8 protein-coding genes are annotated in these 6,288 nt (G+C 59.2%); 6 read left to right on the forward strand and 2 right to left on the reverse strand.

Annotated features, from left to right (window positions below; all coding sequences use genetic code 11):
- The first annotated feature begins 15 nt into the window (after positions 1–15).
- From AC5Y4T_RS22605 to AC5Y4T_RS22630, 6 genes are all read left to right on the forward strand, one after another.
- On the forward strand, positions 16–579 hold the full coding sequence (locus AC5Y4T_RS22605; protein ID WP_499955521.1) for a hypothetical protein: 564 nt from the start codon (positions 16–18) through the stop codon (positions 577–579).
- Between the two features lie 227 nt (positions 580–806).
- Entirely contained in the window at positions 807–1,139 is a 333-nt protein-coding gene (locus AC5Y4T_RS22610) for a hypothetical protein (RefSeq protein WP_499955523.1), read from the forward strand.
- 138 nt (positions 1,140–1,277) lie between these two features.
- A complete protein-coding gene (locus AC5Y4T_RS22615; RefSeq protein WP_499955525.1) occupies positions 1,278–1,931 on the forward strand; it encodes a YdcF family protein in 654 nt (217 codons plus the stop codon).
- 149 nt (positions 1,932–2,080) lie between these two features.
- Positions 2,081–3,205 carry a hypothetical protein gene (locus AC5Y4T_RS22620; protein WP_499955527.1) on the forward strand — a complete coding sequence of 375 codons (1,125 nt, stop codon included), beginning with the start codon at positions 2,081–2,083 and terminating at the stop codon, positions 3,203–3,205.
- Positions 3,206–3,478: 273 nt separating this feature from the next.
- The gene (locus tag AC5Y4T_RS22625) at positions 3,479–3,688 is read left to right on the forward strand and encodes a ribosome modulation factor (protein ID WP_499955529.1); all 210 of its coding nucleotides are present in this window, start codon (positions 3,479–3,481) and stop codon (positions 3,686–3,688) included.
- A gap of 134 nt (positions 3,689–3,822) precedes the next feature.
- Positions 3,823–4,566 (forward strand): DUF5131 family protein, encoded by a 744-nt coding sequence (locus AC5Y4T_RS22630; RefSeq protein WP_499955531.1) that lies wholly within the window; start codon positions 3,823–3,825, stop codon positions 4,564–4,566.
- On the opposite strand, the gene tcmP is transcribed toward AC5Y4T_RS22630, so the two are convergent.
- Positions 4,552–5,694: a three-Cys-motif partner protein TcmP gene (tcmP, locus tag AC5Y4T_RS22635; protein ID WP_499955533.1), complete on the reverse strand. Its 1,143-nt coding sequence runs from the start codon at positions 5,692–5,694 to the stop codon at positions 4,552–4,554. The two genes, AC5Y4T_RS22630 and tcmP, sit on opposite strands and share 15 nt — an antisense overlap.
- Positions 5,695–5,843: 149 nt before the next feature.
- Positions 5,844–6,125: an HNH endonuclease signature motif containing protein gene (locus tag AC5Y4T_RS22640; RefSeq protein WP_499955536.1), complete on the reverse strand. Its 282-nt coding sequence runs from the start codon at positions 6,123–6,125 to the stop codon at positions 5,844–5,846.
- Positions 6,126–6,288 lie beyond the last annotated feature (163 nt).

Raw genomic sequence — 6,288 nt, forward strand, 5'->3', positions numbered from 1 at the left:
AAGGAAACGCACACAATGTCTCTGGCACAGCTCGAATCACAGATCGACGACCTACGCGCACAAGCCGAGCGCATTCAGAGCCGATGGGCCCGCACCACCGACCTGCTCGACGCCGACAACACCCTCTCCGACATCGGGAAGCGCGCCAAGCTCGACAGCGAACACCGACAGGTGAGCGCCAAGCTCCGAGACCTCCGCAAAAGGGAAACCGAGCTCATCACCGCCAAAAAGCAGTCGCTCGAAAGGTCGCTGTTTGGGCTGTCGGTTGTGACCAGCAGCGATCCCGGCCAGATCATCGCCTATCGCGACGCACAAGACCGAGCCGCGCGACTCACCAACGCCGACGACGCGCGGGAGGTATTCGCGGCAGCCATGCGCTCCGACGACAAGACCCTCGCCGCAGCAGTACTCGCGCGAGCCCTGGCCGACGGCTGGAGCAGCATCATCGCCGAATACATCAAGGAAAATCCCAGCGCCAAAGAGCAACTCGACGACCTCGCTAAGATTCAGGACTACGACTCGTTCGGCGCGAACCTGTCCTACGCCACCCTGAGCCCGTCATTCCGCGGCGGCTGGTAGCCACCTGACGGCCTCGCGGCCGGCGCGAACGGAATTCCCGTCACCCGCGCCCGCGTCGCCGCGAGGCCCACCGCCGCAACGACGCCGGACCAGGACGTGACCGCACCGCTAGCCACCCCTACCCGGGGTAACCCGGGCCCACCCACCCCGCGCACCTCAAAGGCATAGGCGCCGCCCCCCTGCCCGGATTTTTTCGTACGGCCAGATCGAGCAGAAAGAGATGTGTCGTGACCGAACGGAAGCTGCGCGCTGTGAAGGCTGGCGAGAAGGCGCCGGCGAAGCGGGCTCCGCGGAAGGTCACGCCGAAGTCGGTAGTGGCGGCTTCGGCGAGTGGTGATCTTCGTCAGATGCTCGTCGCGCTCCGCAACCGGATCGCGAAGGCGATCGACGACCCGAAGACGCCAGCACCGGCGCTCGCGGCGCTCATTCGGCACCAGATGGACATCGCGGCGAGGATTCAGGCGATTGACCTCGCCGCTGATGCCGTCGAGTCGAGGTCCAATCCGAAGTCGGCGATTGTCCAGACGCCCCACGAGCCGTGGGACGAGTCGATGATCTGAGCTTGCGTCGGCGTGGCGAGAAACCGTTACGGCTTGCCATTTGCGAATCTGTCGATGATCGCCCCGTGGGGTGGGCGAGGATGCGACCAGCGCCCGCCATTGACCACGAACATGGACTGACATTAGATAGAATTCGGGATGATGCGGATCGACACACTGAGTAATCGCGAATACGCGGAGCTATTGGAGCCCATCTGGGAATTTCTTGCGCCGCAAGGCGCGCTGACGGGCAAGTACGATTGCATTTTCGTCTTCGGTGGTGCAGATCTTAAGGTGCCGTTGCGCGCTGCACATCTGTGGCTGGAAAATGTCGCGCCATTTGTCGTAGCTACCGGCGGAAAGGGACCCTATTCGGTACACTTTCAAGACTCCGAAGCCAAGGTCTTCGCGGCCCGCATGGTCGAGGCCGGGGTTTCGCCGCACTCAATCGTGACGGAGCCGTTCGCATCAAATACAGGCGAGAATGTAGCGATGGGTATGGCTGCATTTCGTAGCTTGAGAAACCAACCTCCAAAACGGATTGTCGCTGTTTCTAAGCCATTCATAATGCGTCGATGCCTCGCCACTTTTGCTAATCAGTATCCTGCCATCGAAGTATGTGCCGCACCGCCCACTGGACCTGCACTCGACTTCATCGACCGTTCCCGGGCGGATTTCGCTAATCGCCTCATCGATGAATTAGAGCGGCTCAATGTGTACGTGGCGAAAGGATTCATCAGCCGCGTACCAATACCTGCTGGTGTCGTCGAGGCTGCCAACATCGTGCGTGAACACCTCGAAGACGAATCATAGTAGTGGTACTCAGCTACTTGCGGCGTGCGACGTTTTGGTTCGCGAATGGCGCTCTAATGTTTAGTCTCGTTTTGCTGTTTACGACTAAAAAGTTCGCGGTACTATCGTCAGATAACACAGTGTTGATGGCAGCGTCCACTACAATGCTCATGACGGTTGCCACGCTGGGCGGCTTGTTCAGTGCGATCTATTTCCTCTCACTGAATACCCGACCAACGGGTGGCAGTAATAGCGCTCTTCGTACTTTGTATCCGGCGTACGATGCAATTGTGATGCTCGCCTCGCTCGCTGCGGACTGCGTGATTGGAGCAGTGAGCATTCTCGTTCTTACTAGTGGTGGATCACCGAATAATTTGATAAAGATTCAACTTGCGCTCACTATTTATGTTTCGTGCCTAGTTGTACCGGTAGGCCTGCGCCAGATCGAAAATCTCGACACGGTTGCTGTCGCTCGCGTCGTCCTGCGCAAGGCTTCCCGGCGAAAATTTCTCAATTACCGGCTGGCAAAAGTGTGGCGTGAGGACGGCGAATACAGGTATGCGCTCGCGAGCGATGGCCTTAACTACACGCGAACCGATCCTCTTCGGCCCTTTCACGATCTTGCACAGTTGTCTTTCGCGAGTGGCGACCGATTGCTTCTGGGTAAGTTGGTTGGGGAGCTCGCTCGCTTGATTCCAAAGGCCTATGGGCATAGATGGCCATCAGATCGAAAAGGTCCGAATGAGTGGCGTCGCCGCCAGATACCTTTGCGAGGTTATCTGGGCATTAATGGTCCACGCGACCGTATTGCGGTATCACTTCATATTATGCACTATATGCGCAACACCGCGAAGAACAATCTAAACCGCCAACCTGAGTTTGATGTGGGTCGCCACGCATGCCAGTACCACCTCGCTCGAATAATTGCCTCATTGTGCACGAATGCCGCCAGCCGCCATACAATACGGATAGCGCTGTACGCCATTTTCGACATATCTTTACGATATAAGGACGTTTCTCCTTATGGCCGCGTTGAGCCGCTTAATGCAGTGATCGTTGCAACCGACCTTTTATACGCGGAAGGTAGCATCCGCGAAGCGGAGCTATCTGCCGCCCTCCTCGGAGTGATACGTGCGCGAACTCAGCAGCTTTCAGACGCACGCTCGGGAACAACGTTGGCCGAAGCGACCGAGCCCGTACGCACCGGCATAGAAGACGCGTGCAGTCGTGCACGGGCCAATCCTGGATGGATTCCCGGGTCGGCGAATTGGGATCCGTGGCGCAATCATTACTAGCTAGTGATCTCCGACCCCAGTCCCCCCGGGTACTTCTGTACATCGTGGTGGCGCGCTCGGCAGCGCAGTCACCTGCGTGACCGTACCTATATGGGACATCACCCCCGCGGATGACAACACCCGCGAGCAGATCCACCCACCAACGGGGGCAGGCCAGTTCAATATGTCAGCCCTTAAGCGGTGCAAACAGCGGCGTCGCGCGCGAGCTGCCTCGTTCCAGGTCGCCGGCGTGTGAGACTCCGTTCTGGGCCCTAGCACCCACATGCTTGTCGAGTGACAATACGGCGGGAGGCGACCCGCGCCCTGTACGAGGGCTCACTCGCCCAGCCCGGCGACCACAATCCGTACGCTGGCCGGTCGCTGGTCCTCGCGAAACTGTGGATGCGCGGCTATCGACGGATGCTGCGCGTCCGGGTCGACAGTGGGCCGGCGATGCAGAATTACCTCGCGGAACGGGCCGCAGCGGGACAATCGTCGAGATGACTAGGTGCCGCTGCGCCCTACCTGGCCGGTGTCGGATACCGCCGATATCCTGTGCGATCGAGTAGCGCTGCGGCGACCGTGAAATCGCAAGGGGCACGTAGTGGTGAACGCAGCGAACTTCGTAGAGGTGGGACATGGCTGACCGATCGGCGATCGAATGGACAGAAGCCACTTGGAATCCCGTCACCGGCTGCGATCGTGTCTCCGCGGGCTGCGATCACTGCTACGCCATGACGTTGGCGAAACGCTTGAAGGCCATGGGATCCGAGAAGTATCAGAACGATGGTGACCCACGCACGTCGGGACCAGGTTTCGGCGTCACCGTGCATCCGCAGGCACTCGACGAGCCGCGCCGCTGGCGCCAGCCGCGGACCGTGTTCGTCAACTCGATGTCCGATCTATTTCACGCGCGCGTACCCGTTGGCTTCATTCGCGACGTGCTCGACGTCTGTCGCGAGACTCCGCAGCACACCTATCAGGTGCTCACCAAACGCAGCCTGCGACTGCGCCGGCTCGGCGAGAGTCTCCACTGGCCAAACAATGTCTGGATGGGCGTCTCGGTCGAGAACGCCAACGCGTTGCCCCGTGTCGACCATCTGCGCGACGTACCTGCCGCCGTCCGCTTCCTGTCGTGTGAGCCGCTGATCGGACCGCTCGACGGGCTCAACCTCGATGGCATCCACTGGGTTATCGCCGGGGGCGAGTCAGGCGCGCACCACCGGCGCGTCAACGGAGAGTGGGTGCGCGGCATCCGCGACCTGTGCCAAGATGCGGGGGTTGCGTTTTTCTTCAAACAGTGGGGCGGCCGCACGCCAAAGGCGTTCGGCAGAGTTCTTGACGGCGAACTTTGGGACCAGATGCCACTACTGGTCAGGTAGTTTCGGTGCGAAACGCAGATTCTCTGTCTTACCACCGACACCGGTCGACGGTGTTAATCCCTTTGCGTGAAGGGATTTAATGGCTCTCTTGACTGCAACTTCTCCGACCTCTCCCCAATGGTCCCCAAAAATCTGTTCTGCGTAGTCGCCTACTGGGTATTCCACACCGAGCTGCTCTGACAACTTAAGGAGGTTCGCCTCTAGGTCACCAATTGCCGCGTCTTCCAGATCTTTTCGACGGGCGCTCATTGCTAACCGCCCTGCCGCTTCGTCCGCGGCGATGCGCCCTTCGTCGAGACACTTCGCAGCGATGTCGCCAATATGCCACTCTGCTCGGTGGTTACGCGTCACGAATACCAAGCTGTACAACGGCTTCTGGTGGGTGTCGCGTCGAACTGGTATCGACGCTACGAAAGTTCCAGGGCCAACGGAGTGACCGAGTCTGCCGATGAATTCGGCGACGACGCCTTCGACCGCTTCGTGAGTTACGCCGTCGACGAAGTAACCGCGCCACCAATCTCCGCCCATTGCCTCGTCAAGAGTAGCCATGGTCTTCTGGTTCGGCGACGGCGATGTAACGTGCCCACCGATGCGACGGATTGCGTCGTAGCTCAGGTTGATCAGAGCTTCAGTCGGCGGCCAGCCACGCGCATTGCGAGGCCTGTTTAACGCGGCGACAAGATCATCGAACGGAAGACCAACCCCTGTTGGGTCCACGAAGAGAAACAGCGGGATTCCAGCGGACTGTTGCACGACCTCAGGTAGGTGTCTAACGACGTCCGCACGTTCTGCGACCACATCTACCCCTTGAGACTTGTATTGATCCACAAGTGGCTGCAGGTAGCTGTAGTTCTTTCTGTCCTTCTCGTAGAAACGAAGTATGTAGTCAACCGGCCTCGGGCCATGTTGCTTACGGTCTAATGCCCACTGCAATAGCATTCCTGCGGACCCAGGTGAGCCGTCCTCGTAGGTCCCACGACCCGCATAACCGTCCAACACAAGCACTTTGCCGCTGACCACCGACGTCCTGCCGAGAAATATCGGAACGTACTTCTTCATCATGCAGTGCTTGATCTTGCTTGGGAGATTAGGACTTGCCCAGTACTCGTCCCCCGCACCCTTAGCCATCTCCGATAGTCCTCCCGTACGGCGCGAATCACCAGCGATTCCACTACGTCCTAAAGGGTTTTGAGCCTACGCGGCGCGGCGTTCATAAGGTGGGCAGTTTGAGTAGAGTTCTGCACCGCCGTGTCCAATGAATGAACGGCCTGCAATAGTCAGTGGCCTTTTGGACCGTAGCGGCTGCGAAGTGCATCAACGCTGGGCGTCTGCGTGATCTTCTGGCCGTCGAGAGATGAGTAGAGCGGGTACTGCGCAAGGCTGGCATCAACCTCGACTGACAGCGTGTCGGGATTTATCGCAAGATGACCTGCGTCGAACAGGCGATGAATGTCGGTCCGCAGTAGGAGACCCTCGTTGACTGTGTGTGGACGCATCGGTGTCGTCGATCCGCGATACGCCGAGAATCGCTTGCCCCTCGCGCACAACCACGACGTCATTCTCGGCAACTTGCTTGTGAAAGGCGACGGCACTGTCGTAGCTATAAAGCGACCCAAGGACGTCCTCGTATCCGTCGTTGCTCTGCCAGCTGCGCTCACCAGAAACTGACGTGAAAACCCACCCCTGCATGGGCGCAGAGCTTAGCGCCAACCGGCGACGGCG

This window comes from Mycobacterium sp. NGS11 (assembly GCF_059813315.1).